Source organism: Erwinia rhapontici (assembly GCF_020683125.1).
Lineage (GTDB): Bacteria > Pseudomonadota > Gammaproteobacteria > Enterobacterales > Enterobacteriaceae > Erwinia > Erwinia rhapontici.
In genome coordinates this window covers 2,034,868-2,061,227 of record NZ_CP085627.1, presented here as the reverse complement: position 1 = coordinate 2,061,227, position 26,360 = coordinate 2,034,868, and the positions used below count along the sequence as shown (strand labels likewise).

Annotated in this window: 32 protein-coding genes and 1 pseudogene; 15 read left to right on the top strand and 18 right to left on the bottom strand. The window is 53.9% G+C overall.

Annotated elements, in window-relative coordinates; translation table 11 throughout:
- Positions 1 to 50 precede the first annotated feature (50 nt).
- From LJN55_RS09755 to LJN55_RS09745, 3 genes are all read right to left on the bottom strand, one after another.
- On the bottom strand, positions 51 to 1,802 hold the full coding sequence (locus LJN55_RS09755; protein WP_227536150.1) for a glycosyl hydrolase family 28-related protein: 1,752 nt from the start codon (positions 1,800 to 1,802) through the stop codon (positions 51 to 53).
- A 179-nt stretch (positions 1,803 to 1,981) separates the two neighbouring features.
- Positions 1,982 to 2,269: a phage holin family protein gene (locus LJN55_RS09750; protein WP_227536149.1), complete on the bottom strand. Its 288-nt coding sequence runs from the start codon at positions 2,267 to 2,269 to the stop codon at positions 1,982 to 1,984.
- Positions 2,256 to 2,636 carry a putative holin gene (locus LJN55_RS09745; RefSeq protein WP_133843352.1) on the bottom strand — a complete coding sequence of 127 codons (381 nt, stop codon included), beginning with the start codon at positions 2,634 to 2,636 and terminating at the stop codon, positions 2,256 to 2,258. The genes LJN55_RS09750 and LJN55_RS09745 overlap by 14 nt, the downstream gene beginning before the upstream one ends.
- Positions 2,637 to 2,909: 273 nt before the next feature.
- Between LJN55_RS09745 and LJN55_RS09740 the strand changes: the two genes are divergently transcribed.
- Entirely contained in the window at positions 2,910 to 3,056 is a 147-nt protein-coding gene (locus LJN55_RS09740) for a hypothetical protein (RefSeq protein ID WP_159337277.1), read from the top strand.
- Positions 3,057 to 3,090: 34 nt separating this feature from the next.
- On the opposite strand, the gene LJN55_RS09735 is transcribed toward LJN55_RS09740, so the two are convergent.
- The 7 genes from LJN55_RS09735 to LJN55_RS24035 all read right to left on the bottom strand — a co-directional run bounded on the left by LJN55_RS09735 (position 3,091) and on the right by LJN55_RS24035 (position 7,771).
- Entirely contained in the window at positions 3,091 to 3,375 is a 285-nt protein-coding gene (locus tag LJN55_RS09735; protein WP_159337278.1) for a HigA family addiction module antitoxin, read from the bottom strand.
- On the bottom strand, positions 3,375 to 3,653 hold the full coding sequence (locus tag LJN55_RS09730) for a type II toxin-antitoxin system RelE/ParE family toxin (RefSeq protein ID WP_133843348.1): 279 nt from the start codon (positions 3,651 to 3,653) through the stop codon (positions 3,375 to 3,377). The genes LJN55_RS09735 and LJN55_RS09730 overlap by 1 nt, the downstream gene beginning before the upstream one ends.
- Before the next feature lie 181 nt (positions 3,654 to 3,834).
- Entirely contained in the window at positions 3,835 to 5,097 is a 1,263-nt protein-coding gene (gene umuC / locus LJN55_RS09725; RefSeq protein WP_227536148.1) for a translesion error-prone DNA polymerase V subunit UmuC, read from the bottom strand.
- Between the two features lie 2 nt (positions 5,098 to 5,099).
- On the bottom strand, positions 5,100 to 5,519 hold the full coding sequence (gene umuD / locus LJN55_RS09720; RefSeq protein ID WP_133843318.1) for a translesion error-prone DNA polymerase V autoproteolytic subunit: 420 nt from the start codon (positions 5,517 to 5,519) through the stop codon (positions 5,100 to 5,102).
- 143 nt (positions 5,520 to 5,662) lie between these two features.
- Positions 5,663 to 5,803 (bottom strand): DUF2256 domain-containing protein, encoded by a 141-nt coding sequence (locus LJN55_RS09715; protein WP_227536147.1) that lies wholly within the window; start codon positions 5,801 to 5,803, stop codon positions 5,663 to 5,665.
- Positions 5,800 to 7,338: a cryptochrome/photolyase family protein gene (locus LJN55_RS09710; RefSeq protein ID WP_227536146.1), complete on the bottom strand. Its 1,539-nt coding sequence runs from the start codon at positions 7,336 to 7,338 to the stop codon at positions 5,800 to 5,802. The genes LJN55_RS09715 and LJN55_RS09710 overlap by 4 nt, the downstream gene beginning before the upstream one ends.
- 292 nt (positions 7,339 to 7,630) lie before the next feature.
- Complete coding sequence (locus LJN55_RS24035; RefSeq protein ID WP_407647807.1) at positions 7,631 to 7,771, bottom strand: hypothetical protein; 141 nt, start codon at positions 7,769 to 7,771, stop codon at positions 7,631 to 7,633.
- Between the two features lie 176 nt (positions 7,772 to 7,947).
- Between LJN55_RS24035 and LJN55_RS09700 the strand changes: the two genes are divergently transcribed.
- Complete coding sequence (locus tag LJN55_RS09700) at positions 7,948 to 8,157, top strand: hypothetical protein (RefSeq protein WP_227536144.1); 210 nt, start codon at positions 7,948 to 7,950, stop codon at positions 8,155 to 8,157.
- Positions 8,158 to 8,225: 68 nt separating this feature from the next.
- Here the strand turns inward: LJN55_RS09700 and LJN55_RS09695 are convergent, their stop codons facing one another.
- On the bottom strand, positions 8,226 to 8,537 hold the full coding sequence (locus LJN55_RS09695) for a hypothetical protein (protein ID WP_227536143.1): 312 nt from the start codon (positions 8,535 to 8,537) through the stop codon (positions 8,226 to 8,228).
- A 177-nt stretch (positions 8,538 to 8,714) separates the two neighbouring features.
- Here LJN55_RS09695 and LJN55_RS09690 point away from each other — a divergent pair, with 177 nt between their 5' ends.
- Both LJN55_RS09690 and LJN55_RS09685 read left to right on the top strand, forming a co-directional pair.
- Positions 8,715 to 9,536: an RNase A-like domain-containing protein gene (locus LJN55_RS09690; protein ID WP_227536142.1), complete on the top strand. Its 822-nt coding sequence runs from the start codon at positions 8,715 to 8,717 to the stop codon at positions 9,534 to 9,536.
- Positions 9,537 to 9,538: 2 nt separating this feature from the next.
- Positions 9,539 to 9,865 (top strand): contact-dependent growth inhibition system immunity protein, encoded by a 327-nt coding sequence (locus LJN55_RS09685; protein ID WP_227536141.1) that lies wholly within the window; start codon positions 9,539 to 9,541, stop codon positions 9,863 to 9,865.
- Positions 9,866 to 9,919: 54 nt separating this feature from the next.
- Here LJN55_RS09685 and LJN55_RS09680 read toward each other — a convergent pair.
- Positions 9,920 to 10,132, bottom strand: a pseudogene (locus tag LJN55_RS09680) (hypothetical protein); the annotation flags it as partial.
- A gap of 173 nt (positions 10,133 to 10,305) precedes the next feature.
- On the opposite strand from LJN55_RS09680, the gene LJN55_RS09675 reads away from it, so the two are divergent.
- Both LJN55_RS09675 and LJN55_RS09670 read left to right on the top strand, forming a co-directional pair.
- On the top strand, positions 10,306 to 10,452 hold the full coding sequence (locus LJN55_RS09675) for a hypothetical protein (protein ID WP_227536140.1): 147 nt from the start codon (positions 10,306 to 10,308) through the stop codon (positions 10,450 to 10,452).
- 100 nt (positions 10,453 to 10,552) lie between these two features.
- Positions 10,553 to 10,879 (top strand): hypothetical protein, encoded by a 327-nt coding sequence (locus LJN55_RS09670; RefSeq protein ID WP_227536139.1) that lies wholly within the window; start codon positions 10,553 to 10,555, stop codon positions 10,877 to 10,879.
- A 65-nt stretch (positions 10,880 to 10,944) separates the two neighbouring features.
- Here LJN55_RS09670 and icd read toward each other — a convergent pair whose 3' ends face one another.
- Positions 10,945 to 12,195, bottom strand: coding sequence for an NADP-dependent isocitrate dehydrogenase (icd, locus tag LJN55_RS09665; RefSeq protein ID WP_133843297.1), 1,251 nt, complete (start codon positions 12,193 to 12,195; stop codon positions 10,945 to 10,947).
- Positions 12,196 to 12,298: 103 nt separating this feature from the next.
- On the opposite strand from icd, the gene rluE reads away from it, so the two are divergent.
- From rluE to LJN55_RS09620, 9 genes are all read left to right on the top strand, one after another.
- Entirely contained in the window at positions 12,299 to 12,955 is a 657-nt protein-coding gene (gene rluE / locus LJN55_RS09660) for a 23S rRNA pseudouridine(2457) synthase RluE (protein WP_227536138.1), read from the top strand.
- Between the two features lie 48 nt (positions 12,956 to 13,003).
- A complete protein-coding gene (locus LJN55_RS09655) occupies positions 13,004 to 13,477 on the top strand; it encodes an NUDIX domain-containing protein (protein ID WP_227536137.1) in 474 nt (157 codons plus the stop codon).
- 60 nt (positions 13,478 to 13,537) lie between these two features.
- Complete coding sequence (gene mnmA / locus LJN55_RS09650; RefSeq protein WP_133843294.1) at positions 13,538 to 14,656, top strand: tRNA 2-thiouridine(34) synthase MnmA; 1,119 nt, start codon at positions 13,538 to 13,540, stop codon at positions 14,654 to 14,656.
- Positions 14,657 to 14,739: 83 nt separating this feature from the next.
- Positions 14,740 to 15,384: a high frequency lysogenization protein HflD gene (gene hflD, locus LJN55_RS09645; protein WP_133843293.1), complete on the top strand. Its 645-nt coding sequence runs from the start codon at positions 14,740 to 14,742 to the stop codon at positions 15,382 to 15,384.
- A 28-nt stretch (positions 15,385 to 15,412) separates the two neighbouring features.
- On the top strand, positions 15,413 to 16,783 hold the full coding sequence (gene purB / locus LJN55_RS09640) for an adenylosuccinate lyase (RefSeq protein ID WP_133843292.1): 1,371 nt from the start codon (positions 15,413 to 15,415) through the stop codon (positions 16,781 to 16,783).
- A gap of 181 nt (positions 16,784 to 16,964) precedes the next feature.
- Complete coding sequence (phoP, locus tag LJN55_RS09635) at positions 16,965 to 17,633, top strand: two-component system response regulator PhoP (RefSeq protein ID WP_133843291.1); 669 nt, start codon at positions 16,965 to 16,967, stop codon at positions 17,631 to 17,633.
- Between the two features lie 2 nt (positions 17,634 to 17,635).
- Positions 17,636 to 19,096 (top strand): two-component system sensor histidine kinase PhoQ, encoded by a 1,461-nt coding sequence (gene phoQ / locus LJN55_RS09630; protein WP_133843289.1) that lies wholly within the window; start codon positions 17,636 to 17,638, stop codon positions 19,094 to 19,096.
- A 78-nt stretch (positions 19,097 to 19,174) separates the two neighbouring features.
- Positions 19,175 to 20,302: a ribosomal protein uL16 3-hydroxylase gene (locus tag LJN55_RS09625; protein WP_159337285.1), complete on the top strand. Its 1,128-nt coding sequence runs from the start codon at positions 19,175 to 19,177 to the stop codon at positions 20,300 to 20,302.
- 106 nt (positions 20,303 to 20,408) lie between these two features.
- Positions 20,409 to 21,068, top strand: a complete 660-nt coding sequence (locus LJN55_RS09620) for an O-methyltransferase (protein WP_227536136.1) — start codon at positions 20,409 to 20,411, stop codon at positions 21,066 to 21,068.
- Between the two features lie 2 nt (positions 21,069 to 21,070).
- Here LJN55_RS09620 and LJN55_RS09615 read toward each other — a convergent pair whose 3' ends face one another.
- From LJN55_RS09615 to LJN55_RS09595, 5 genes are all read right to left on the bottom strand, one after another.
- The gene (locus tag LJN55_RS09615) at positions 21,071 to 21,403 is read right to left on the bottom strand and encodes a hypothetical protein (RefSeq protein WP_227536135.1); all 333 of its coding nucleotides are present in this window, start codon (positions 21,401 to 21,403) and stop codon (positions 21,071 to 21,073) included.
- Complete coding sequence (locus LJN55_RS09610) at positions 21,403 to 21,594, bottom strand: hypothetical protein (RefSeq protein WP_227536134.1); 192 nt, start codon at positions 21,592 to 21,594, stop codon at positions 21,403 to 21,405. The genes LJN55_RS09615 and LJN55_RS09610 overlap by 1 nt, the downstream gene beginning before the upstream one ends.
- Before the next feature lie 158 nt (positions 21,595 to 21,752).
- A complete protein-coding gene (locus LJN55_RS09605) occupies positions 21,753 to 23,732 on the bottom strand; it encodes a hydantoinase B/oxoprolinase family protein (protein WP_227536133.1) in 1,980 nt (659 codons plus the stop codon).
- Positions 23,722 to 25,782: a hydantoinase/oxoprolinase family protein gene (locus LJN55_RS09600; RefSeq protein ID WP_227536132.1), complete on the bottom strand. Its 2,061-nt coding sequence runs from the start codon at positions 25,780 to 25,782 to the stop codon at positions 23,722 to 23,724. The genes LJN55_RS09605 and LJN55_RS09600 overlap by 11 nt, the downstream gene beginning before the upstream one ends.
- Complete coding sequence (locus LJN55_RS09595) at positions 25,779 to 26,249, bottom strand: GNAT family N-acetyltransferase (RefSeq protein ID WP_171149686.1); 471 nt, start codon at positions 26,247 to 26,249, stop codon at positions 25,779 to 25,781. The genes LJN55_RS09600 and LJN55_RS09595 overlap by 4 nt, the downstream gene beginning before the upstream one ends.
- Positions 26,250 to 26,360: the final 111 nt, after the last annotated feature.

Sequence of the window (26,360 nt, the reverse complement as noted above, 5' to 3'; positions counted from 1 at the left end):
ATAAATAAAAAACCGCCCAACTAAGGGCGGTTAATGTATTTACTTTTTTATCAGCTGTAGTACGGCAGTTTGCGGTCAACACCATTGATATTGAGTGTCACATACCCTGTCGGCACGCTGCTGGCAGGGGCGGAGGCGACACTGGTGGCCATCGTGGCGACCCCGTTTTCATTTGCACCAAAGCCCGCCAGCCCGTTATGTAAACTGAGACGGGCATTCGGCGTGACCGTACCGATCTCCGTTTCATCCAGCGCTTCCGTCAGGTCCGGCGTAAACAAGGAACACTCGCCCGCCTCAAAACGCGTCGGGCCGGTTGAGCGTAAATTAAACATCGCGTCACCACTCCCCGCCTTCAGTTTGACCCACACTTCAACGATATTTTCATAACTACGTTTGTACTTCACATCCAACACTGCCGGCTGCCCGCGATGGAACATATCGCCCCATACGGCAGTGGCGCAGCGCTGAAAGTTCAACCAGGTCATCCCGCTGGACACCGCCTGCGTGGGATTACCCGCGACGCCGGAAGGATTGGCCGTCGACATTTTGCCCAGCAGTTCGATCGTCCACTGCTGATTGACCTTCGGAAAGATAAATTTGCCCACCTTGAACCATTTATCACTGGTGGTGGTGTTCGTCAGTTTATAGCCGCTGTACCAGCCCGCCTTCATCGAACCGGTCATCACCGTGCCGTAGTTTTCATCCCGACGCCAGCCGTTCTCATAGCCGGAAAGCCAGCGGCCCGGGGCGTTATCGAGGTTCACTTTCGCCCCCGCCTGAAGGTTAAGCTGGCGGACCAGCGCCCGGCTGTTACTCATATACAGCGGGTTGTCGCAGTTCTCGACGCTGAGGGCATCAACAATCCACTGTCCGTTGGTCAGATCACCAGGGAAACGGGTATGTTCTATCCATACGTTACGAATAATCCCCTGGGTCATTCTCGGCATCATCAGCGTGGCATCACCATAACCACTCTGGAAGTTGGCGTTGGTCAACTCGACCGCCGTGGAATGGTCCCAGACGCCCCGGGGTGAGTTCGACCAGCCGATATCGAAGACGCGGGCATAGGTCGTCTGCGAATAGATCTGGTCAAAACGACTGTCGAGCGTATCCAGCAGTTTCACCGCCGTACCGCCGTTATTCTGCACGCGGAAACAACGGATGTTAACGAACTGCCCTTCAATGGTGAAGTTTTCAAAGAAGGGCTGTACGTTCGACAACATATCAGGCGTGATCGCCCCGGTATTGACGGTGGTATCGGCGCTGGCCTGACCATTCCAGCTAATGCCACGGATCACCGTGCGACGAGCATTCACTTTGAGCACCGGGTTAATCGACTTATCCGACACGATCACCGTACGCGGTGTCACACCGTATGGACTGTCATCACCGTACAGGGCGAAGCAGGCAATCTCACTGGCCGTCAGATCAATCGGGTTGATCAAAAACTTACCGGCCGGAAAGCGAACACCAATGTTTTTCGCATTGGTATCGTATCCCTGCGACCACTTGAACATACGCAGGAAAGCATCGCTGTCGTCGGTAACTCCATCCCCGCGGGCACCAAAGTGGTACAGGTTCACCTGTTCGGTATCATTAATAATACGCTTCCAGAAAAAGCCGTTACCTTTGGCCACACTGCCCCCGTCATCACTCAATGGCGATGTGCCGAGGAAGCCGACAAAATCGCCGCCACCGTGAAAGGTCGAGTCTTTATCGTAATAACGTTTCAGCATGGCAATATCGCCAGCCTTCGCGGGTGCGGTGGTACGCAGATCGGCAAAGCAGTTAACTTCAATCATATAAACCTCCGGATAAAGACAGGAAAGCCTGTCAGGAATGCCCTGTGGGCAAGAAGAAAGGAGTGGTCATCGATGCCGGGAAGCGGCACGGAAAGGTGACTGACGTCGGGATGTCGGGAATACCTCCTCAGTAGATTGTCGGGTTGATGTTGGTGATCTTCAGTCCATTAGCTTGGCTTTCATCGCCGTGGGCGCAGCACCTGAAAAATCAGTGCAACGTTGCCTTTTGCACGCCAAACCGCCGCGCAAAAAATGACATTGATGACAATCGCCGCCCAGTGCGTATGGGCATAGACGTCGAAGAGAAAACGAAAAGGCACAGAGGCGTAAGCCAGAATGATCATATAGGCCAGCCACGATGCCCACCGCTGATGCCGGGCCCCGGCTTTATAGAAGAACATCAGGCGCAGCACGATTGCTGAGCACACCACCACGTTGGTGATGACCATAGGATCATTTGTTACCATGAGGTCCTCCTCTCCAGCGCGCCAGCCACTTTGACGGGTCCTGCTGGCTGAAAAACGTTAACGTTTTAATCGCCAGCGCCGACAGCAACACCGCCCCCAGGCCATCCAGCGGTTTATCGCTGTACCCCAGTAGTAGCGCCATCTTCGCCCCGACCAGTCCTGCGCCATAAATACCCACGATCCAGGACACCATAAAATAGGCTGCCCGACGGATAACCTGGAGTTCTGCTGCCGTCACAACATAGAAAACGGCACCGGCAAAAGCGCCAAACAGAACACCGTAGTCGGTGGCGCCGATAAATCCGGCCACACCAGCACCTTTGGTGACTGCAGCCCCCAGGCTCACTGCGAATATCATTGCTGCCATGTTGCCCCCTTTGCTGTGCCCTCTTACCGATTAAGGGATAAAAAAACCCGGCAAATGCCGGGTTGATAAACAGTTAGCGCTGTCATGTCGGTAACTGTGTTTTTATAAAGTTACATCGGTTTTTGCGTACGCGTGAGTCGGGGATGTTATTTTTTATGTTTTTTTTAGTGCCGCCGATAACCAAAATCATCAATCATGATCGTAATCAAAACATGCTGTGCATGGCTGGGACAGCATAAAATCTCAGCGATAGCCTGATAACGAAGGAACAACATGAACGCTGCACTACTCTTTTCTCTGCTGCTGATCGGTGGGCCATTAATTGGTTTTTTAGTGATTATCGGTATTTGCCTGCCGGGCGTTCTGCTGGCGTTATGGCATCAGTTTGAAGAGCGAATGCATCTCAGAAGCAGACATTAGCCCGGCCCTTTGCAGGCGGGCTGTTCTGTGTTTTTCAGGCTGCCGATAGTCGATGCAGATGACGGGTGTCCAGCGTTTGCCGTGCCTGATGCAGGCTGTAATTTGTCTGTATTTTCATCCAGGTTTCCGCCGTACTCCCGACAACGATAGCGAGACGCAACGCCATCTCAGGTGTTACCGCCGTATATCCTGACAACAACCGGCTGGCCGTTGAGGGTGCAATTTCCATTGCCCGGGCGAACTGGCGGACGCTAACGCGCATATCATCCAGTGCTTCTGCAATGATCTCGCCAGGGTGAGCAGGGTTAGCCATTTTCATCAGTGGTAATCCTCCAGGTTAAGAATCTCAGCATCGCCATCAATAAACGTAAACGTGATACGCCAGTTACCCGATACGCTAACTGACCACATTTCCTGCCGATCACCTTTGAGCGGATGCAGGTCGTAACCAGGCATATCGATCGCTCCGATTTTTTCTGCCGCATCAATCACGGTCAGGCGGTTCCTTATTCGACCCACCAGCTTTTGTTCGATACCGCTACTATCATCTTTTAGAAAGAATTTTTTTAGTCCCTTATGCTTAAAGCTTTTAATCATGGCGCAGTCCTTGTTCCGTGATGTGGAACATCATAGCAGGTGTTCCACCTCGTGCAACAGTCAAAAGGCATCACCTTTCGACAGCGCGTGGAAACAGCGGCGACCTGGCAGAGCGAGGGCTGTGATGTCGTGATAGATGTAGTTTGTTATGGTTGATATAAATGAGATAGATACGATCAGGCTATTTCGCCACCGGGAAATCGGCATAGCGGGTGGTATACGCGGGAGATAACATTTCCCGCTTCATCGCCCAGGATTTTTCGATGCCCTGCCCGGCAAACCATACCTTTCCCTTGCCCGACTGGTTCAACTCATCCAGCACCTGCATCAGTGCTTCACTATTGGGCTTCGGCTGATACTCATCAAACAAGTTGAGCTGAGCCTCGCCCCGGCTGAAGAAATCCCCCAACATCACCCCAGCTTTCATATAGCGATGCCCTTCAATCCAGATACGATCGAGGGCCTCCGTTGCCACACGGAGAATGTCACGCGTATCGTTAGAAGGTATCAACAACGTGCCGGAAGCCTGGTTGCCATAGAAAACCTCCCCTTCCGCATGCGGGCTGGTGCGCAGAAAAACGCTGATAAAACGACAGAACTGTTTTTCCTGCCGCAATTTTTGGGCGGCGCGTTCGGCATAGGCACAGATGGCCTGGTGCATCTCTTCATAGTCGGTAATACGGTGGCCAAACGAGCGGCTGCACATAATCTGTTGCTTGGTGGGGGCAAACTCTTCCACCCCGAGACACGGCTCACCGCGCAGTTCACGCGCGGTTCTTTCCAGCACCACATTGAAATTTTTGCGGATCACCCACAGGGACGATTCCGCCAGTTGCAGCGCATTCTCTATGCCCATCCCATTGAGCTTTTTACTGATCCGCCGACCAACGCCCCATACCTCTTCTACCGGCACCAGCGCCAGTAACTTACGCTGGCGCTCAACATTCGACAGGTCAACCACGCCGCCAGCCCTGCGCCACTTTTTCGCCGCATAATTGGCGAGTTTTGCCAGCGTTTTCGTCGGCCCAATTCCCACGCCCACCGTCAGCCCCGTTTCTTTCAATACGCGACTGCGCATCTGGTGCCCAAAGGTTTCCAGCGGCATGCAATTTTCCACCCCGGCAACATTAATAAAGGCTTCATCAATCGAGTAAATTTCAATGCCCGGAGACATCTCCGTCAGTAACATCATCACCCGCTCACTGAGGTCAGCATAGAGCGCATAGTTAGAGCTGAACACATGCACATGCTGGCGCTGCAGCTCTTGTTTCAGCTTAAAATAAGGCGCACCCATTTTGATCCCCAGCGCTTTGGCTTCCGCCGAGCGGGAGATCACGCACCCGTCGTTATTGGATACCACGACCACGGGCTGCCCGCGCAGGTCCGGGCGGAAAACCGTTTCGCAGGAAGTGTAGAAACTGTTCACATCCACCAGCGCATACATGGTTATTTGTGTGCTTTAAGGGTAAAGGTCACCACGCCGAAAATCTCCAGCTCTTCCTCACTCAAAAAGACGATCGCGGAATACTCGCTGTTATGGGGAACCAGTTGCAGTGTGGGCCGGGTACGCAACTCTTTGACCGTAAACTCTCCGGCCACAGCCGCCACCACAATATCGCCATGCACGGCGGTCAGTGAACGATCGACGATCAACAGGTCACCGTCCCCGATCCCTGCCCCACGCATCGAGTCCCCGCTGACTTTGATAAAGTAGGTGGCGCTGGGGTGCTTAATGGCAAACTTGTTGAGATCGAGGCGATCTTCAACATAGTCCTGCGCCGGGCTGGGAAAGCCACACGGAACGCGCTCAAGGAATAAAGGCAGGTGCAGGGCGTGATAACTGTCGGTCGGGCGGATGAACTGCATAAGGGGAATCTCAATAATACTGTATTTATATACAGTATCGCTGAATCTGTGCTGCGATCAAGCGCCTTGCGATGAGATTCTGGAAAGCACCTGAAGTGGCGGGGAATTTAGTTGTCGATGCGTCTTCACCATCACCGCGACATTTAACGCGGCACCCGTTGTCGCCTGCAACGTTCTGAGCAGTAGCGCACCTCTTCCCAGCAGTTCGCCCATTTTCTGCGCCAGCTGAAAGGCCGCCCGCAGACGGCACAGATTTTAACCGGGAGCTCACTCTTTTTTTTCACAACGCCTCACCGGCATCCAGGCGGGCCAGAAGCTCCTCACCGTGTTGCCAGAGCGCCTGTTGCCGGACATCGGTCATACGCTCAAGGTTTTTATACGTCAGGTTCATACGCGGATTATCCCGTAGAATATCGCTATGGCGCATCAAAAAATGCCAGTAGAGGGCGTTGAACGGGCAGGCATTGTCGGTGGTGCTTTCACTGACTTTATATGCGCAGCTACGGCAGTAATCAGACATACGATTAATATACTGTCCGCTGGCGCAGTAGGGTTTAGATCCCAGATATCCCCCGTCGGCATGCATCACCATACCCAGCGTATTGGGGAGTTCAACCCAGTCAAATGCATCCATATAAATCGCCAGATACCACTGACATACCTCCTCTGGTGCAATACCCGCTAGCAGCGCAAAATTGCCGGTTACCATCAGGCGCTGAATATGGTGGGCATAGGCATGTTCCAGGCTTTGCCCGATGGTTTGCCGCATGCAGTTCATCTGTGTTTCACCCGTCCAGTAGAACTCTGGCAGCACCCGGCGATTAGCAAATCGATTACCGCTGGCGTATTCGGGCATTTTCAGCCAATAGACGCCGCGTACATACTCACGCCATCCAATCAACTGACGGATAAATCCTTCGGCAGCATTGAGTGCAACATGGCCTGCCTGATAGGCAGATGCCACATCAGCACATAACTGGCGCATATCAAGCAGACCAATATTGAGCGCCGCACTGATGCGAGCATGGAACAAAAAAGGCTCATCGCTGGCCATCGCATCCTGATAGTCGCCAAAGGCTGCAAGACCGTAATCGAGAAAATAATCCCACAGAGCGCGGGCATCTTCATGAGTCACCGGATAATCGAAAGAGGTGGCTGAACCGTAATGATGGCTAAAATGTTCGCCCACCAGTGCCATGACGTCACGGGTAATGGCGTCTGCACTGAAACGTGCCGGGTACGGTGCGGTGACGTTTTTGGGCAGCGCTTTGCGGTTTTCAGCATCAAAATTCCATGCCCCACCGACAGGACTGCCGTCGCCGTTCAGCAGCAGCCCACTCTTACGACGCATCTCACGATAAAAAAACTCCATGCGCAGCTGTTTTTTACCTGCAGCCCAGGAAGAGAACTCACTGCGCGTGCACAGAAATCGGGTATCGCTATGCCAGTGAATCGGGAAGCTACACGCCTTTATCGACTCTTCCAGTCGCCAGTCTCCGCACTCGGTCAGATGCACTTCGTCCGGCGCCACCAGCGACTGCCAGCGCTTGAGTTCACCGGGTATTGATCCGCTGTTTTTCGGGTCATCGAGAGTGACATACTCAACCCGGATGCCACGTTGCTGTAACGCCTGGGCAAAATGGCGCATGGCGCTGAAGATCAATATGATTTTTTGCGGATGATGAGGAACATAGCTGGCCTCCTCCATGACCTCAACCAGTAAAACCGTATCGCGCTCCGCATCCAGCCCCTGTAATGAAGCCAGATCAAACGATAGCTGATCGCCCAGAACCAGGCACAACCGGTGCAGCTTATTCATGACATTGCGACCTGCGAAAATGATATGTAAGAATGCGTTAAACCGGGCCTGTCGGCGTTTAACAGCAGATAAGCACGATTAGCATAGCATTTGCCGTTGAAGAAAACCGTCACTGGCACAAACCCAGTGGCTGTCCTTTAAACCGGGTAACAGGCCGCTATTTTTATCGAGGAAAAAACGTTACCCCGGAGCGCGGCGCTGAACCTGATCCGACAATAGTGTATGAGGCAAAACGGGACGGCGAAAAAGCAAAAACCGCCCATCAGGCGGTCTGTGACAAAATCAGTAACGGTTACTGCTGAAGGGTGAATCTCGTCTCGCAATGCGGGCATTTCATCGGTGAGGCTTTTGATTGCGTGGTGATCGACTGTCGGCCAGGTCGGTGACAATCAGGGCATTCCACTTCGGTGGTAATCAGCTTAATCCGCTCCATTGCATACTGGAAGTAGGTCATGACCATTTTCCTCTTGTAGCCGTGTGGAAGATAAAACTAACATAGTGCGCTAATGGTTAAACAGAGCTTATGGGAATTTTTTACCTATTCTTACAGAACCGGAGCGGGAAGTGATGGCATTCCCGCGATAGATTCTGCCGTACCAGGGAGAGAGTATGATCCACAAAACCGCCTTACTGATAGCCATCACGGTTCTTACAACCGCCTGTTCACCACATCAGCCGAAGCAACAGCGCAGTGAAACGCCTGAATGCCGTACCTGGCGCACCATGATGACCGCCCCGCTGGCGCCCGATGCATACGGCAGACTAAAAGCTGACTGTGAAAAATCCGTGGGCCGCGGTGACGGTATTCGTCCTGACTGATCGCAGTATCGGGTGTTCAGGGGCAAATCACTCAGGATGCCGTTTTGCTCTGAGCGCTTCGCCTGACATCACAAGGTGGAGACCGACTGAACCTCATGCTGAAAAACGTAAGGGTCAGACAACAGTTCAAACACCTCATCATCCGGGTAAGTGACGGCAATCTGATAATGCTCTCCGGCAAATGCCTTCACGGCATTCAGATCCTCCCACCACGTCGCCAGGAAGAAATGCTCCCAGTCACCCTGCGTTTCGCGGCGGACAGCTGCGCCTTTGTTACCCGGCGTCCCTGTTGCATGCTCCACCCCAGTCTTCTGCAAATGAGCGCTAAACCCTTCAGCGTGTTTGAGAGGCACGCAGCCGTGCCATGTCCTGACAATCATTGATCCATCCTCGTAAAGCGATCACACATAAGATATCCACTATTAAGCCATCACTTGCCGATGCTATGCAAAATTGAGTGTTTTTACGAAAAAGACGCAGGTGCCCTGGATAATATTTACCCGTTAATCCTACTCCTTTATCCTCAGTTCTGGATGATGTAATAACAAGGAAACGTTATGGAAAACGGTTTTAGTATTGCCATGACCCCGGTCCAGTTGGCAGCCGTCATGGCTGATGAGTCAGTGCTTACTGAGCGTATCTGGGGCAGTATCGGGTTTCTCGGTAGTGTGCTGGAGCTGGCCGGTGCCACTGCCCTTTGCCTGGTCCCGGAACCTACCGGAGTGACGAAAGCGGGATGCATTATTGTGGGGGCGCACAGTCTGGATGGGATGAGTGCTTCGGCCTGGCAGGTGTATTCCGGCAAACCAACGGCCTCAATGACCGCTCGCGCTACGGCGGGTATCGCAAGTGAGCTGGGCGCAGATAAGTCTACGGCTGACCAGATCGGTATCGCCGTGGATGTGATACTCCCGTTCTCAGTAGCGGGTGCGGCTCGTGTGGCATCGGTCAGAATGGGACAGGTTAATTTGATGAGACATGAGGCCGTGAAAGGTTTTTCGGGCGGTGGGCATACTTTGAGAAAGCATGTGGGCAAATCTGAGCGTGAATTACTGGAAAAGGTTAAGAGGGGTATACAGTCAGGTTCATTCAAAGAAGGAAACGCTGCCAGCTCTTTCATTTCTCTGCATATTGCCGAACAGGCCATAAGCAAAGCCGTTAAAGCCAATCGGGCTGAAATTCGGCAATGGGCAAATAGTAATAGCACTGATAATGAATCTCACCTTATTTTTAAGTATAACGTTAAGAAAAATGTAGGGATCATTGTTAAATATGATTCAACTGAGGCAGTTAAAGCCACCAGAATTGAGGTTGTTATGAAGAAAAAAAGATTCAACAACAAACCTTATTACATCACCACAGCTTATCCGGTACTTTAAATATGAAAAAATTCACCAGCATTAGTAACTTTTTCATCATTTTTTTTGGACAGGACAGTGATGAATATGGTGAAAGTTATCCAGAGATTGTAGATTCTGCTTTTAAGATTTATGTGGAAGATGGTGGTAATTATCTCAATAACCTAATCACCAACATTGATGACTTTCGTAAAAATCACCCGGACAATGAGTCCGCTGCTGTTGCCCTGAATGAACTTACCGGAGGGTCTGCGGGCAATACGAGATGTTACACACCAACACTTCTTGAATTTCTGGAGTGGCTTTCGTCCACTCTAAAACAAAAGCGTGATGAGTATAACGCCAGATAATACTCTACGGCCCACATCCATGTGGGCCACTGTCACCGTGTTACCTTCCTGAACGTCTCCGGCAAACACCTTCACGGCATCCAAACCCTCCCACCACGTCGCCAGGAAAAAATGCTCCCAGTCCCCCCTGCGTTTCACGGCGGACAGCTGCGCCTTTGTTACCCGGCGTCCCTTTTGCATGCTCTACCCCAGCTTTCTCTGCAAGTGAGCGCTAAATCCTTCCACGTGTTTGAGAGGCACGTAGCCGTGCCATGTCCTGACAATCATTCATCCTCGTAAAGCGATCACATATAAGATATCCACGATTAAGTCATCACTTGCCGATGCTATACAAAATTGAGTGTTTTTACGAAAAAGACGCGAGTGCACTGGATAATATTTACCCGTTGCACCCACTCCTTTACCCTCAGTTCTGGATGATGTGATAACAAGGAAACGTTATGGAAAACGGTTTTAGTATTGCCATGACCCCGGTCCAGTTGGCAGCCGTCATGGCTGATGAGTCAGTGCTTACTGAGCGTATCTGGGGCAGAGAAATAAACGCGCCAGCTCTTTCATTTCTCTGGAGATTGCCGAACAGGCAATAAGCAAAGCAGTTAAAACCACCAAAATTGAGGTTGTTATGAAGAAGAAACAATATAACAATAAGCCTTATTACATCACCACTTCGTTTCCGGTACTTTAAATATGAAAGATTTCACCAGCATCAGTAACTTTTTCATCGTTTTCTTCGGGCAGGATAGCGATGAATATGGCGAAAATTATCCCGACATTGTCGATTCTGCTTTCAAAATCTATATTGAAGATGGTGAAAACTATCTGGATAACCTGATCCGTAATATTGATGATTTCTGCCAAACTTATCCGGACAATGAATCTGCCGCTGTCGCTCTGAACAAGCTGACGCGATATTTGGCCGGTGACACCCATTATTACACCCCAACGCTACTTGATTTCCTGGCGTGGCTATCTGCCTCTCTGAAGCAAAAACGTGAAGAATATCACGCTAAATAATTCGAAACTGAAAATAAAAAACGGGAACCCTAAGGTTCCCGTCAGCACAGCATCAGCAGGGCTGATTACATGTGTTTAATCATCGCGTCGCCAAACTCTGAAGCTTTCAGCAACTTAGCGCCGTCCATCTGACGTTCGAAGTCATAGGTCACGGTTTTGGCAGCGATTGCGCCTTCCATGCCTTTAACAATCAGGTCAGCGGCTTCGAACCATTCCATATGACGCAGCATCATTTCTGCAGACAGGATGATAGAACCTGGGTTTACTTTATCCTGGCCAGCATACTTAGGTGCAGTACCGTGGGTGGCTTCAAACAGTGCACATTCGTCACCGATGTTAGCACCCGGAGCAATACCGATACCGCCCACCTGCGCCGCCAGGGCGTCAGAGATGTAGTCACCGTTCAGGTTCATACAGGCAATTACGTCATACTCAGCCGGACGCAGCAGGATCTGCTGCAGGAAGGCATCGGCGATCACGTCTTTAATGACGATCTCTTTGCCGGTGTTCGGGTTCTTCACCGTCATCCACGGACCACCATCGATCAGCTCACCGCCGAATTCTTCTTTCGCCAACTGGTAACCCCAGTCTTTGAAAGCGCCTTCGGTGAATTTCATGATGTTGCCTTTGTGAACCAGCGTTACAGAATCACGGTCGTTAGTGATTGCGTATTCGATGGCTGCACGCACCAGACGCTGGGTGCCCGCTTCTGAACATGGCTTAACGCCGATACCGCACTGCTCAGGGAAGCGAATTTTCTTCACGCCCATTTCATCACGCAGGAACTTGATGACTTTATCTGCTTCCGGCGTACCCGCTTTCCACTCGATACCCGCATAGATATCTTCGGAGTTCTCACGGAAAATCACCATATCGGTGTCTTCCGGGCGTTTCACCGGGCTTGGTGTGCCGGTGTAGTAACGGACAGGACGCAGGCAGATGTACAGATCAAGCTGCTGACGCAGGGCAACGTTCAGGGAACGAATACCGCCGCCGACCGGGGTGGTCAGTGGGCCTTTGATGGCAACGCGATATTCTTTAATCAGGTCGAGGGTTTCTTCTGGTAACCAGACATCCTGGCCGTAAAGCTCTACCGATTTCTCACCGGTGTAAATTTCCATCCAGGAAATTTTACGCTCACCGTTGTAAGCTTTCTGCACAGCGGCATCAACAACTTTGATCATCACTGGAGACACGTCAACGCCAATGCCATCACCTTCGATGAACGGGATGATTGGATTGTTAGGTACGTTGAGTTTTCCCTGATCCAGGGTGATTTTCTGACCTTCCGCCGGAACAACTACTTTGCTTTCCATTAACCTCTCCTTCGAGCGCTTTTTTTTGTTAATGACTTGTAAGATGCGCGTCAATACTACTTGAATATTGACTCCGCGCCAATCATCTCGGGATTGCGGTATAATGCACTCATTGTTACTCAGTGCAAAGACCATGCGAAAATCTTCCTTGACGAATCATCACCCTGGGCGTTCCGGCCCGCGCCGCGCCGCCAAACCAGCCGTTAAAGGCCCACGTTGCGTGGTGCTGTTTAATAAGCCCTTTGATGTGTTGCCCCAGTTCAGCGATGAAGCCGGGCGCCGCACGCTAAAAGATTATGTTTCCCAGCCGGGTATTTATGCTGCCGGGCGCCTTGACCGTGACAGCGAAGGGCTGATGGTGCTGACCAATGACGGCGCACTCCAGGCCACGCTGACCCAGCCCGGTAAACGCACCGGAAAAATCTATTTTGTACAGGTCGAGGGCGATCCGCAGGAGAGTGACCTGCAACCGTTACGCACTGGCGTAAATCTGAAAGATGGCCCCACCCTGCCCGCCGGGGTAGAAAAAGTGGCCGCCCCCGACTGGTTGTGGGATCGTCAACCTCCGATTCGTGAGCGCAAAGCGATTCCGACCTGCTGGCTGAAAATCACCCTGTTTGAAGGGCGTAACCGTCAGGTACGTCGAATGACGGCGCATATCGGCTTTCCCACCCTGCGGCTGATCCGTTTCTCCATGGGTGCGTTACAGTTACAGGGTCTGGCGCCAGGCGAATGGCGTGATATCAGCAACGAAATCTGACTTTTTAACGCGTGGCACGCTGCGCGTCTTAACCGAATGGAGGACATTATGTTTAAACCGCACGTCACCGTAGCCACGGTGGTACAGGCTGAAGGACAGTTTCTGGTAGTAGAAGAACGTGTGCGTGGACGCACAACTTGGAACCAGCCTGCGGGCCATCTGGAAGCGGATGAAACGCTGCTTCAGGCAGCGGTGCGTGAACTGTCGGAAGAGACCGGCATTGATGCGATCCCCCAGGCCTTTTTACGTCTGCACCAGTGGATTGCCCCGGATAACACCCCGTTCCTGCGATTCCTGTTCGCCCTGGATCTGCCTGAAGCGATCGACACCTACCCACAGGACCGCGATATTGATCGCTGCTGGTGGCTGCCGCCGCAGGAGATCATGACGTCAAAAAAACTGCGCTCACCGCTGGTCGCAGAAAGCCTGCACATTTATCAGATCGGGCCGCGCTATCCGCTGGAGATCCTCAGTGCCTTCCAGTGGCCGTTTAGCGAGAGTGCGCAGGTCGCCGACGCGTGATAGAATGCCGCGCAATTTTATCAGAGTCGCCTTTAACGGCTCCTTAAAGTCGGACAAGCAATGTTGAACAGTTCTAACAGCCAGAAAAAAGTGATCGTCGGGATGTCCGGCGGCGTTGACTCCTCCGTTTCCGCCTGGTTGCTCCAGCAACAGGGTTATCAGGTTGAAGGCCTGTTTATGAAAAACTGGGAGGAGGATGATGGTGAGGAGTATTGCACCGCAGCGGAAGATTTAGCCGATGCGCAGGCAGTCTGTGACAAACTCGGTATCTATCTGCATACGGTTAATTTTGCCGCCGAATACTGGGACAATGTGTTTGAACACTTCCTGGCGGAATACAAAGCGGGCCGTACGCCCAATCCTGATATTCTCTGCAATAAAGAGATCAAATTTAAAGCCTTCCTGGAATTTGCCGCCGAAGATCTGGGGGCCGACTACATCGCCACCGGTCACTACGTGCGTCGCCAGGATGTGGACGGTAAAAGCCGCCTGCTGCGCGGTCTGGATGGCAATAAAGATCAGAGCTACTTCCTCTACACCCTCGGTCATGAACAGATTGCACAAAGCCTGTTCCCGGTGGGCGAATTAGAGAAACCCGAAGTCCGCCGTATTGCAGAACAGCTTGATTTGATCACCGCGAAGAAAAAAGACTCCACCGGCATCTGCTTTATTGGTGAGCGCAAATTTACCGAGTTCCTGGGCCGTTATCTGCCCGCTCAGCCGGGGCCGATTGTGTCCGTTGACGGCGACACCGTCGGGCAGCATCAGGGTCTGATGTACCACACGCTGGGCCAGCGTAAAGGGCTGGGAATCGGCGGTACCAAAGACGGTAACGAAGAGCCCTGGTACGTGGTCGATAAAGACGTAGCGAACAATGTACTGGTGGTTGCTCAGGGCCACGACCATCCGCGTCTGATGTCCACGGGCCTGATTGCTCAGCAGTTGCATTGGGTGGATCGCGAAACGCTGACCGCACCGCTGCGCTGCATGGTGAAAACCCGTTATCGTCAGGAAGATATCCCCTGCACTGTCACCCCGCTGGATGCTGAACGTATTGAAGTACGTTTTGACCAGCCGGTGGCAGCCGTGACGCCTGGGCAGTCGGCGGTTTTCTATATCGATGAAGTCTGCCTGGGTGGCGGCATCATCGAGCAGCGTCAGCCGCTGGTTAACGCATAAGCGGGTTAACACATCAACAGTCGGGCCGCAGAACAGCAGCCAACGTACCAGCAGCCTGAAGTCTGGCGTATACAGGAGTTACCGTGGCGAAGAATTACTATGATATTACTCTGGCACTGGCTGGCGTCTGCCAGTCCGCTCACCTGGTGCAGCAACTGGCGCACCAGGGACAGTGCCCGCCCGATGCGTTAAAAACATCGCTGAAGAGCCTGCTGGACCTGAACCCGTCATCCACACTGGCGGTGTTCGGTAACGACGAAGCAAACCTGCAGTTTGGCCTGGAAACCCTGTTGGCCGTGCTGAACAGCAACAGCCGCCAGGGTCTGGGCGCCGAACTGACGCGTTACACGCTGAGTATGATGGTGCTGGAGCGTAAACTGAACGCCAGCAAAACGGCACTGAATGAGTTGTCCAGCCGTATTGCCCAGCTCGATCGCCAACTGGCGCACTACGATCTGGAATCCGATACCCTGTTAAGCGCGATGGCAGGGATTTATGTCGATGTAATCAGCCCGCTCGGCCCGCGCATCCAGGTCACCGGTTCACCGGCTGTCCTGCAGAATAGTCAGGTACAGAGCAAAGTTCGTGCAACATTGCTGGCGGGTATCCGTGCAGCGGTGTTGTGGCAGCAGGTCGGCGGTGGCCGTCTGCAGCTGATGTTTTCCCGTAACCGCTTAGTCAATGAGGCAAAAGCGATTCTGGCCCGCCTTAACGGGACCCCAACCTGATTTTTTAACCGATCCTGGAGCAGCAACAATGGAATTATCCTCTCTGACCGCCGTCTCACCTGTAGATGGCCGTTATGGCGACAAAGTCAGCCCACTGCGTGGTATTTTCAGCGAATATGGCCTGCTGAAATTCCGCGTTGAGGTTGAAGTTCGCTGGTTACAGAAACTGGCAACCTGCGCTGCGATCAAGGAAGTTCCTGCATTTGATGCCGACGCAAACGCTTACCTTGATGCTATTGTCAGCAGTTTCAGCGAAGAAGACGCTGCGCGCATCAAAACCATTGAGCGCACCACCAATCACGATGTGAAAGCAGTGGAATACTTTCTGAAAGAGAAAGTGGAATCCGTCCCTGCCCTGCACGCGGTATCTGAATTTATTCACTTCGCCTGTACTTCAGAAGATATCAATAACCTGTCACACGCGCTGATGCTGGAAACCGCACGCCGTGAGGTGATTGTGCCTTACTGGAACAAAATCATCGTCGCCGTGAAGGACCTGGCGGTGCAGTACCGTGATATCCCATTGCTGTCGCGCACCCACGGCCAGCCTGCAACGCCGTCAACGCTGGGTAAAGAGATGGCGAACGTTGCCTATCGCTTTGAGCGTCAGCTGCGCCAGTTAGAACGCATTGAAATCCTGGGTAAAATCAACGGTGCCGTGGGCAACTACAACGCCCACATCGCGGCGTACCCGGAAGTGGACTGGCATGAATTCAGTGAAACCTTCGTGACGTCACTGGGCGTGACATGGAACCCGTACACCACGCAGATCGAGCCGCACGACTACATTGCCGAGCTGTTTGACTGCATGGCGCGCTTTAACACCATTCTGATCGACTTCGATCGTGATGTCTGGGGTTACATCGCACTGAACCACTTCAAGCAGAAAACCATTGCGGGTGAAATCGGTTCTTCCACCATGCCGCACAAGGTGAACCCGATTGACTTCGAAAACTCCGAAGGCAACCTGGGCCTGGCTAACGCCATGATGCAGCACCTGGCCAGTAAACTGCCGGTATCACGCTGGCAGCGCGACCTGACCGACTCCACGGTACTGCGTAACCTCGGCGTGGGCGTGGGTTATGCGCTGATCGCTTATCAGGCAACGCTGAAAGGCATCTCCAAACTGGAAGTGAACCGCGCGCGTCTGCTGGACGAGCTGGATCACAACTGGGAAGTGCTGGCTGAACCGATCCAGACAGTCATGCGCCGTTACGGCATCGAAAAACCTTACGAGAAGTTGAAAGAACTGACCCGCGGTAAACGTGTTGACGCTGAAGGCATGAAAACCTTCATCGACGGACTGGATCTGCCGGAAGACGAGAAAACTCGCCTGAAACAGATGACCCCGGCCAACTATATCGGCCGCGCCATCCAGATGGTTGACGACCTGAAATAATCTCGCCCCACCGGGCCGACTCAGTCGGCCCGTGTTAACCTCTTGTTTATCTGATCTCCCCTATACTTAACGCCTGTTGTGCCCCCAAAAAAAACGAGCCACCGTTCGGGCTATTGCACCTTCAGGTCTCCTGGGGCTATGTTGTTAATTCTGGTTATTTGATCTTATTAAGGATTCGGTTATGCGAGTGTTAGTTGTGGAAGATAATCCGCTGCTGCGTCATCATCTGGCGGTGCAGTTGCGTGAGATGGGCCACCAGGTTGATGCCGCCGAAGACGCGAAAGAAGCCGACTATTTCCTCAATGAACACACACCGGATATTACCCTGGTCGATCTCGGGCTGCCGGATGAAGACGGCATGGCGCTGATCCGCCGCTGGCGCAGCCAGGAAGTCCGTCAGCCGATTCTGGTCCTCACCGCGCGTGACGGCTGGCAGGCTAAAGTTGAAGCACTGGAAGCCGGTGCCGATGATTACGTGACCAAGCCCTTTCATATTGAAGAGGTCGTAGCCCGGATGCAGGCGTTGATGCGCCGCAACAGCGGGTTAGCCTCGCAAATTATCACCCTGCACCCTTTCCAGGTGGATCTCTCACGCCGTGAGCTGACGATCAATGAGCAACAGATCAAACTGACCGCCTTCGAGTACACCATTATTGAAACGCTGATCCGTAATGCAGGCAAAGTGGTCAGTAAAGACTCACTGATGCTGCAACTCTACCCCGATGCCGAATTGCGCGAGAGTCACACGATTGATGTGCTGATGGGCCGCTTACGCAAAAAAATCCTGGCAGAGCACGCTCAGGACGTCATCACTACGGTGCGCGGTCAGGGCTACCGCTTCGATCTCTGAGCATGTTTAACTGGCGCCGCAAAAAACCGCTTTCGCTGCGGGTCCGTTTCTTACTCGCTACCGCAGCGGTCGTGTTAACCATGTCGCTCTCCTACGGCATGGTGGCGGTCATCGGCTATGTGGTGAGCTTCGATAAAAACACCTACCGCGTGCTGCGCAGCGAAAGTAATCTGTTTTTCACTCTCTCCCAGTGGCAGGACAATAAGCTGACTATCGTGCAGCCTGAGCGCATGACGCTCAATTTTCCTGCGCTGGTGTTTATTTACGACAATAACGGCAAACTGCTGTGGCAACAGCGTGATGTCCCCGATATTCGCAGCAAGATCCGCCGCGAATGGCTGAATAAGTCGGACTTTTATGAGATCGACACCAATAATCACACCAGCCGCGAAGTGCTGGGCAACGATCGGGATGCACAAAGTAAACTCAGCGCCTATGACGATGATGGCAACGATACCTTCACCCACTCGGTGGCGGTGAACCGTTATGATGCCACGCCCAACCTGCCGGCGCTGACCATCGTGGTGGTCGACTCCATTCCGCAAGAGCTACAACACTCTGATGTGGTGTGGTCGTGGTTCAGCTATGTCTTGCTGGCCAATCTGCTGCTGATTATCCCGTTGCTGTGGCTGGCTGCACACTGGAGTCTGCGTCCGATTGGCGCGCTGGCAGCCCAGGTCCGTGAGCTGGAGGGCGGCAATCGCGACACGCTTGATCCCGCCCCGCCCCAGGAGCTAAAAGGGCTGGTGCGAAATCTGAACCTGCTGCTGGATAACGAACGCCAGCGCTACACCCGTTACCGCACAACGCTGAGCGATCTGACGCACAGCCTGAAAACCCCGCTTGCGGTGCTGCAAACCACGCTGCGTTCGCTGCGCGGTGAACGCAATCTCTCCATCGAGCAGGCCGAGCCCATCATGCTGGAGCAGATCAGCCGTATTTCCCAGCAGATTGGCTATTACCTGCATCGCGCCAGCATGCAGGCCGATCACCATGCACTGAAGCGCGATGTGCATTCGGTTCCGGCCCTGCTCGACGGGCTGTGCTCGGCACTGAATAAAGTCTATCAGCGAAAAGGCGTTGTTCTGACGCTGGATATTTCACCGGAGGTGATTTTCGTCGGTGAGCAGAACGATTTTATGGAAGTGATGGGTAACGTACTGGATAACGCCTGCAAATACTGCCTTGAGTTCGTTGAGGTCAGCGTGCAACAGACGGAAAAAACACTGCTGCTCATCGTTGAGGATGACGGTCCTGGCATTCCGGAGAACAAGCGTGATCTGGTGTTTATTCGCGGTCAGCGTGCCGATACACTGCGCCCCGGCCAGGGGCTGGGTCTGTCACTGGCACGCGATATCCTCGAACAGTACGCGGGGGATATTCGTGCCAGCACCAGCGAGCTTGGCGGCGCGCGTATGGAAGTCGAATTCCAGCGCCAGGAAATGCTGCATAAGCACGAGTAATTTTCCCCCCGGCCATGACATTACACAGTGGCCGTGCGCTGTTATAATCTTTCCACTTACGCGTTTCAGGAAACCATCATGGATTATCAGCTCGATCTCAACTGGCCCGATTTTATTCAGCGCTACTGGCAGAAACGCCCGGTAGTCCTCAAGCGCGGTTTCAAAAACTTCGTAGATCCTATTTCACCCGATGAACTGGCGGGCCTGGCGATGGAGAATGAAGTCGACAGCCGTCTGGTCAGTCACCAGGAGGGGAAATGGGAAGTCAGCCACGGCCCGTTTGAGAGCTTTGATCATCTTGGCGAAAATAACTGGTCACTGCTGGTACAGGCTGTAGACCACTGGCATGAACCTTCTGCCGCCCTGATGCATCCCTTCCGGATGATCCCCGACTGGCGCGTTGACGACCTGATGATCTCCTTCTCGGTGCCGGGCGGTGGCGTTGGCCCTCACTTCGACCAGTATGATGTGTTTATCATTCAGGGAACCGGCCGTCGTCGCTGGCGTGTGGGTGAAAAAACAGAACTGAAACAGCATTGCCCGCACCCGGATTTGCTCCAGGTGGAACCCTTTGATGCGATTATCGATGAAGAGATGGAGCCGGGTGATATTCTCTACATCCCGCCAGGATTCCCGCACGAAGGCTACTCACTGGAAAACGCGATTAACTATTCAGTCGGTTTCCGTGCGCCAAGCGGACGTGAACTGATCAGCGGCTTTGCTGATTACGTGCTGGCACGTGAGCTGGGCAGCCGTCGCTTCAGCGATCCGGATGTGCAGCCACGCGAACATAATGCAGAGATCCTGCCTGACGAACTCGATGGTATTCGCGCCATGATGATGGACGTCATCAACCAGCCTGAGCACTTTAACCAGTGGTTCGGTGAGTTTGTTTCGCAGTCGCGCCACGAACTGGATGTCGCCCCGCCGGAACCGCCTTATCAACCGGATGAGATCTACGATGCACTGCAACAGGGTGACAGGCTGTCACGCCTTGGCGGCCTGCGCGTGGTCTCGATTGGTCAGGCCGTATTTATTAACGGTGAGCAGGTGGAATCGCCGCACCGTGCAGCTCTGACGGCACTGGCGAACGATTTAACGCTGGGGCAGGATCAGTTCGGCGATGCGCTGGACGACCCGTCCTTCCTCGCCCAGCTGGCCGCGCTGGTCAACAGCGGCTACTGGTATTTTGCTGACGAAGAGTAATCCCTGCACGGGGCGGCCAGAAAAAGTCGCCCCGTTCCCTTCAGGCCGACACCTTCCAGGCTGCCCCAGCGACAATGATCCCGTCAATTATGTGAAAGGAAACCCCATGAATCAGCCACGCTGGACACAGGTCGACCAATATCTGGTGGAACAACTGGTGCCACAGGATGCGGCGCTGCTGGCCGCGCTGGAAAACAACCAGGCCGCCGGGTTACCTGCCATTGATGTGGCCCCGAATCAGGGAAAACTGCTTAATCTGTTGGCGAAAATGGTCGGCGCAAAACGCATTCTGGAAATCGGGACGCTGGGCGGCTACAGCACACTGTGGCTGGCGCGGGCGCTGCCGGATGACGGAAAAGTGATCACCCTGGAGTATGAAGCGCATCACGCAGAGATTGCCGCGCAGAATATTCGACGTGCCGGGCTGGAGAGCAAGGTCACGATCCGCGTGGGTGCCGCACTGGATACTCTGCCCACACTGGCTGACGCAGCGCCTTTTGATATGATCTTTATTGATGCCGACAAACGCAATAATCCGGCCTATCTGGAGTGGGCAATACAGTACTCACGTTCAGGCACCCTGATTATTGGTGATAACGTCGTGCGTAACGGACGGGTTGCCGATGGGGATACCAGCGACTGGAACATCCAGGGAGTACGTGATTTTCTTTCACAGATGGGCAACGATCCACGCCTGGATGCCACCGCCATTCAGACTGTGGGTGCCAAAGGCTGGGATGGGTTCTCGCTGGCGCTGGTGAAGTAATCTTATCCCGGTTCACACGGTTCCGGGACGATATTGGCCAGCGAAATCATCATCCCGGATAAGGCAGCATAGGTCAGCGGTACAATTAACGCATCGGAATAACGAAGCGGATTCGACAGGTCTACAATGATCACCACGAAAAAAGCGCTTGATGCTAATGTTATACCGGAGAAAACCTGATGCAGTTTATATTTAATATTGCTCAGTGAAAATGGCGGCGTTTTTTCTGACCGCCAATCCAAAACCAAATGAATCAACAAATAAACGGAGCAAATGACAAAGTAGAAATGCATCAGCTGTTGATTATCATGTGGGAAGTACCAGGATGCCTGCATTACTGGTCCTGCCAGACAAAAAAAAGATACAGCGCGATAAAAACAACGGCTCCCGCGATCGCCCCGAAGTACATCATGAAATCAGTGAAAGGCATTGACGGAAATAATAAAGGAACAAACCCTGTCGACCCAAAACCTAACCCCGATCCGCCGATCCCCGCATGCATTAACGTCTTAAGGCTAAAATCCATATTGACCTCTCTTACTTATTTCCGTAATAAAAAACATCTCCTGTATGACACGAAAATATTATCGCAGAAAAGAAATTAAAAAAATCGCAAAATACAAAACAATCCCCACACAAATCCCGTTATTCGGGACGTCTCGCAGAATTTGTGTGGGGAAATCATTACACCGCGCCCAGCGCCGGGAACCGCAGCTTAAGCTCCGCAAACAACTGCGACATCTGTTCATCCAGCGTCAGCTCATTGCCCTCACCCGCTTTCACCGCCGCAAAAACCTGGTGCTTAAGGAAGTGACGCCACACGACCGGTTGCTGCGCCAGAAATGCGGTCAGCAGTTGATAACGTTCCGGGGTCCAGACCGCTTCAAAGGTGCGCCGGGCTTCGCCCACATCAAAGTGTTCGCCGTTCCCCTCCGGCATAACGGCACGCAGACGGGCTGTACCGATCTCGTCGATCTCACCGCACTGCAACGCCACACCGTACTGCTCACGCGCCGCCTGCTCCGTCAGGAAACCACACTGCACATCCTGCAGAACAGCCTGCACCCGGCGGTGTTTCGCCAGTCCGTAGCCACCCGCGCCCGGGCCTTTGATGGCCACCACATCGCCAGGACCACAGTGGATCACATCGGTATTTCCGTGTTCCGTCACCCGGCCATCCGCATGTTCAGTACGGAACCATGAGGTACTTCCGGCCCGCCCACCGGCCGCCCCCGCAGAAGAGAAGACGGAGCGGTTGCGGTTACGCGCCGTAATGGTGGTGTTCGGTGCAAATACCTCAAAGGCCATTTCCGTCGCCAGCCCACCGCGATACTCTCCGGCCCCTGCGCTGTCTGCCGCCAGACCATAACGCAGAAAACGCACCGGGACCTCGGCTTCATTGATCTCAATCGGTGTGTTTTTCAGGAAGGCTGACAGACCACCGGAACCGTCCGGGCCATCATGTTTCGGTGTACCGCCCGCACCGCCGCCGACCGGGCCGAGCGAGGCAACCACACTGCGATTCAGCCCATCCACGGTACGAATATTGATAATCGAGTTACCGCCCGGTGAGTTCGCCGGCAGGCGCTCCGGCATCGCCAGCGAGAAAGCACCGACGGTGGCAATCTGAGACATGGCGCAGGTCAGAGAGCGCATGCCGACAGCGGCCGGGGCTTCACAGTTCATGATAGTGCCCGGCGGCAGGATTGCCCGCGTTGGCCGCAGCGTACCGGCATTGAGCAGTAGCGAACGATCCAGCGTCGAGAGGACATAGGTCACGCCAACCAGAGCCAGCGGGTGACGTTCGCGCCCGCCGGTTGGCATATTCAGCGAGGACATCAATTGCGGATCGCTGCCGGTATAATCCAGCTCCAGGCTGTCGCCTTTAACACGCAGTGTCACGGCAATGCGGCACGGATAGCCGCCTTCGCCATCTTCATCCGCGTAATCGGCATAGAAGTAGTCACCGTCCGGAATAGTGCTGATAATGCCGCGTGCCTGTTGTTCGGCATAATCAAGAATACCGTCAATCCCGGTGAGGAAATCATCAATACCAAAGCGGGCAATGATCTCCTGTACCTTACGTTCACCAATATTCACGGACGCGATCTGGGCATTAAAGTCGCCCCAGTTCTGATCCGGCGCACGCACGTTAAGCCGCATAATGCGTGCCACTTCATGGTTCAGCACGCCACCGTTGATGATTTTCAGCGGCGGGATGCGGATGCCTTCCTGCACGATTTCCGTCAGCGAACGCGACAGGGAAGCCGGTACCGCACCGCCCACGTCAGTGTTGTGAATATGCCCCACCACAAAACAGGTAATTTCTCCTTCATGAAATACCGGCTTCCAGATATGAATATCCGGCGAATGCGTGGCGACATTGCCCGCGTAGGAATCATTGGTGATGCAGATATCCCCTTCCTGGTAGCCATCAATCAGCTCCAGCACCGGGCCATAATCAATACCGCTGTACCAGGGGGCGCCAAAGCTGCGCGGTGATGCAAATGCCAGGCCGTCACGGCTGACAATCTGACAGGAGAAATCTTCCGTCTCTTTAACAAACGTCGAATGCGCGGTGCGCATCAGGGTAAACGCCATCGCATCGGCCGCCGCCGCGCAGTAGTTGGCGAGAATTTGCAGGTTACGACCATCAATTGCCATGATGCGCTCCGGTTTGCGGGGTAATAATCAGGTTGCCATAGTGGTCAACATCGACCTGCATTTGCGGGGGAACACAGGTGGTGCAGTCATCCTGTGCAATGATCACCGGGCCGGTGAGCTGGTGCCCGGCGAACAGCGCACCGCGTGACACCACATCCACCTGCCACCAGCGTCCGTCAATCCAGGCTTCAACCTGGCGCACGACCGGCACCGGCCCCTCAGCCGCCGCCAGCGTTGTCAGCCGTGGTTTCGGGGTGGGCGATGACAGCACCAGCCGCAGGTTGATCAACTGCACCGCGGCCTCTGCATCATGATGACCAAACAACCGGGTATGATGCGCATCGAAGGCACTGCGGATCGCCGCCAGATCGCCCTCCAGCAACCATGACGGTTGCAGCACCACATCGATCTCAAAAGACTGGCCGCGGTAACGCATATCGGCCGAGAAGCTGAGTTCGTATGGCAAATCTGCACCATATTCACGCGCCAGCCAGCCTTCGGCTTCGGTGCGAAGCTGTTGGGCATTCTGTTGCAGGCGGTCGCTGACCGCCGCCGTCAGATCGCAGTACAGCGTGCGGATAAAGTCGTTTTTGATGTCGGCGACCAGCCCACCGAGCGCAGACAATACGCCCGGCGTTGGCGGCACCACCACGCCTTTTAGTTTCAGCTCACGCGCCAGGAAGCAGCCCATCATCGGCCCGGCACCGCCGAAGGCGAGGAAATAGAACTCGCGCGGGTCGAGGCCAAAGCGTGAGATCAGTCCGCTGGTGTCGCTGTACATACTGGAGATCGCCAGCGCAATAATATTTTCTGCCGTCTCTTCAATGCTGATCCCCAGCGGTTCTGCCAGTTTACCGACCGCTGCACGCGCCCCGGCCACATCCACCTGCACCGCGTTATAACCCAGATCGCCGTGACCAATCAGACCACAGGCAGCAAAGGCATCCGTGGCGGTGGCTTCCGTGCCGCCACGACGGAAGCACACCGGGCCAGGCAGGGAACCGGCGCTGTCAGGGCCAACCTGCAACACGCCGAGGCTGTCAATCCAGGCAATGGATCCCCCGCCTTGACCGACCGAGGTGACAGAAACAGAGGGAATATAGATGGGGAAGTCCCCGATGATTTCACCACTGCCGTATTCCGGGCGGCCATTGATAATCACCGCCACATCGGCGCTGGTACCGCCGATATCCAGGCTCAACAGTCGGTCGAAGCCGCAGCTTTCCGCAATATAGCTGGCCCCCATCACCCCGGAGGCAGTGCCGGACAGCACCATCTGTACGCATTCGGCTTTGGCCTGCGCCAGCCCCATTACCCCACCGTTGGATTTGGTAATACGCGGCGGCACCGGTACCCCCATCTCTTTTAACGCCCGCTCGAAAGAGTCCAGATAGTGGATCACTTTCGGCTGCACATAGGCGTTAATCACGGCGGTAATGGTGCGTTCATATTCGCGGATAATCGGCCAGATCTCTGCCGAACAGGAGGTCAGCAGTTCGGGAGCCAGTTCGGCAACCATCTCACGCACCAATGCTTCATTGCTGCCGTTGCGATAGCTGTGCAGCAGCGAAACCACGATACCCTCACAGCCTGCGGCGCGGGCAGCGTCAACCGCATTGACCACGCTCTGGCGGTCAACAGGCTGTAGCACTTTGCCATCACGGTCAGTACGTTCGGTAATCGCAAAGACCCGGTCACGGGAGATTAACGGCGTCGGCCGGCGCGAGAACAGATCGTGAATATGGGGAATTTTAAGCCGGGCCAGTTCCAGAACATCGCAGAACCCCTCCGTGGCGAACAGCGCCAGCTTGACCCCTTTACGCTGGATCACCGCGTTCACGCCAACGGTGGTGCCGTGAGTAAAATAGGTAATCTCTGTCGGATCAATGCCGTCGCGCTGCGTAAACGCCGCCAGCCCGGTCGTGATTTCGCAGCCCGGACTGTCAGGGCGGGACAGCACTTTCAGGGTACGGATGCTATTATCACGCTCGTCCAGCAGCGCAAAATCCGTAAACGATCCGCCAATATCGACGCCAACGCGGTAACTCATGGGGTGTTTTCCTCTGGTGGGGTGGGAACAAATTCCATCAATCGTTGTGGCTTTTCTACTGACTGCCATCCTGCACGGCGATAGACCTCGTGGGCATCGTCGGTGGCCAGCATCCAGCGTTTTATCGTGTGTAATTCCGGGTGGGTCAGGATGGTCGCGGCAAACCAGCCGCCAAGGCCTTTGCCGCGATGCGCATCATCAATCATCACATCGCTGAGGTAGGCAAAGCGGCTGTAGTCGGTGATCAACCTCCCAAAGCCCACCTGCTGCTGCTGATGATAAATACCGAATGCCAGGGAAGCCGCGAGAGAGCGTTCGGTCATCTCCCGCGTCTGCCCCTGCGCCCAGTAACTCTTTTCGGCGATCTGACGATGAACCCAGTCAATATCGAGTTTTTGCGGGTCACTGCTTAACAGATAGTCATCGCGCTGCCATTCGGCAATGGCGGGCACAAGCGGCTTCAGCATAAGAATTCCTGACTCTTTTTTTAGCGGATAAAAAGAGTGTAAGGCCTTTAGCGGCAGGAGTTTTTTGGTTCATAGCGGGTAAGACGGCGTTTTGTGGGGAATTGATGGGAA